The following is a 2364-nucleotide window of genomic DNA, read 5'->3' as shown; positions in this document are numbered from 1 at the left end:
TGAGCAGGCGCAGCGGCCACGCCCAGCATCGCTGCGGCGGTTGCGATCAGCGAGGCGGAATGAAGAACGGTTGGTGAAAGACGCATCGAGTTTCCCCTGGTTTCAGTATCTACAACGAATGTGAACCCGCCTCCGGACGGCGGCGGTTTGATCTGGCTCTGGCAGTCTGTCTCACCACACAGCGCGCGCCCCTGCGCGCTGCGGCAAGCAGCTGGGTCTGGTTTTGTTCATCCTGCATCGGGAGCTACAAAACGCAGCCAAGGCGTTTTGCGCATCCTTCGATTTGGTGTGCTGTGCCTGAGGCCCCCAAGCGTCGCGCAGCACAAGTTTGTCCCCTTGCATGTTGTCTGGACTGCAACAAGCGCAATGCGCGCAAAGGGCGGATTGATTGTAAGTTTCCGTCACATCTGTCACGCGTTTGCAACACTTTGTTTCGCCGATTGGATGCAAAGGTTAATATGATTGCATCATATCTGCGAAGCTGCGCAGAAAAAGGATTGAACGTCCCGCCGAGACCGTGTTCATCTCGCCGCGATTGCCGCGCGTAATGACAGGCGGGCGCGCATTGCGCCTTGTGCGCGCGGCCTTGGCCGCATAGGGGGGCCGCGCTCGGAGACACGTATGACTGTTGCAAAACCCTCATCACCGCGCCGGCCGCGCGGCTCGCAGGCCAAGATCGTGGTGGTGCACCCGCGCCCTGCGCCCTTGCGGCTGGTGATCCAGATCCCCTGCTACAACGAGGAGGAAACGCTCCCCGAAACCCTCGCGGCCCTGCCGCGCGATATTCCGGGGGTGGACAAGATCGAGGTGCAGATCATCAATGATGGCAGCACCGATCGCACCGTCGAGGTCGCCCGCGCGCTCGGTGTCGATCACATTGTCGATGTGCCGGTTAACAAGGGGCTCTCGCACGCTTTCATGGCTGGTCTGGAAAACGCGCTGGCCAAGGGCGCGGACATCATCGTCAACCTCGATGCCGACAATCAATATAACGCCAATGACATTCCGCGCCTGATCGCGCCCATTCTGGAACGCCGCGCCGAATTCGTTATCGGTGATCGCCCGATCACCACCATTGCGCATTTCTCCTACCTCAAGCGCCTGCTGCAACTGCTGGGCAGCGCGGTGGTGCGGATGGCTTCGCAGACCACGGTGCGCGATGCACCAAGCGGCTTTCGGGCGATTTCGCGCGATGCGGCGCTGCGGCTGAACAGCTTTGACAGTTACACCTACACGCTGGAAACCATCGTACAGTCGGGCCTTTCGGGCATCCGCATTGTCTCGGTGCCGATCGGCGTCAATGGTGAAACCCGGCCCTCGCGGCTGATCCGGTCGATCCCGCAATATATCTGGCGCTCGTCCAAATCGATTTTGCGGACTGCGCTGGTTTATGCGCCGGGCAAGTTTCTGTTCCGCCTGAGCCTGCCGCTGCTTATCGCGGGCCTTATCCTGATTGGTCGCTGGCTATGGCTGACGATCGACGGGACGGATCGCTCGCACGTGCCAAGCTTGGTGGCGGCGGCCGGTATGCTGCTCACGGCGGTGATGCTGTGGGTGGCGGCGATCACGGGCGAGCAGATGGCGATCAACCGGCGCTTGCTTCAGGATATCCAGTATCGCCTGCGCAAGGCGGCACTGCCGCCGCGGGTCGAGCTGGATGATGCCGGTGACGACGAACAGCCCTGAAGGCGGGCGCGCTTTGCTCGCAGCCGAGGCGCTCTCCCATATCCCCAAGCTGTTGATGCTGCAGGACCGCAGCCCGATCAGCCCGACTTTCGGGTGCTTTGATCGCGGCTACTGGCACATGCGCACCAGCGATTTTCCCTGCGGCATCACGCAGACGTTTCTGCTGCCGCTGGCGCTGGCCTATAGCCTGCCGATCCCGGGCAGCCCCTATTACCAGCAAAGCGAACTGCGCCGCTGGGCAATCGCGGGCGTGCGCTTTGCCGCGCGCTCGGCCCATCCAGATGGCTCCTGCGACGATTATTACCCGTTTGAACGCGCCTCGGGCGCGGCGGCGTTTTCGCTGTTCGCCTGTCTTGAGGCGGCGGAAATGTTCGACTTGTGGGAGGACGCCGAGATCGCGCCCTTCCTTGCCAAGCGCGCGCGCTGGCTGGCGGGGCATGAGGAAAGCGGGCGACTGTCCAATCACGAGGCGCTGATTATCGCGTGCCTTGCGCGGCTTGCCGAGAAGTTCGGCGACGAATGGCAGGGGTTGATGGAGGCACGCGCCAAGCGGCTGATGGGCTGGCAATCGGCCGAAGGCTGGTTCGATGAATATGGCGGGATGGACCAGGGCTATCTGACGCTCACCATTGCCATGCTGACCGATGCCGACCGGCGCTTTCCGGCGCCCGGGCTCAA

The 2364-nt window shown here is 62.4% G+C and carries 1 protein-coding gene and 1 pseudogene; both read left to right on the top strand.

Annotated elements, in window-relative coordinates; all coding sequences use genetic code 11:
• Positions 1 to 621: 621 nt before the first annotated feature.
• Complete coding sequence (locus tag VB712_RS13980; protein WP_323255733.1) at positions 622 to 1686, top strand: glycosyltransferase family 2 protein; 1065 nt, start codon at positions 622 to 624, stop codon at positions 1684 to 1686.
• Positions 1661 to 2364, top strand: a pseudogene (locus VB712_RS13975) (hypothetical protein); the annotation flags it as partial. The gene VB712_RS13980 and the pseudogene VB712_RS13975, both read left to right, overlap by 26 nt.

The sequence above is a fragment of the Spirulina sp. CCNP1310 genome (genome assembly GCF_034932185.1).
In the GTDB taxonomy this organism is placed as follows: Bacteria; Cyanobacteriota; Cyanobacteriia; order Cyanobacteriales; family Spirulinaceae; genus Spirulina.
Note: the sequence above shows the minus strand (reverse complement) of the source record. Positions and strands in the feature narration are given on the sequence as shown.

Coding starts and splice junctions, on each gene's coding strand:
- VB712_RS13980 (WP_323255733.1), top strand. CDS start 622: ATGACTGTTGCAAAACCCTCATCACCGCGCCGGCCGCGCGGCTCGCAG.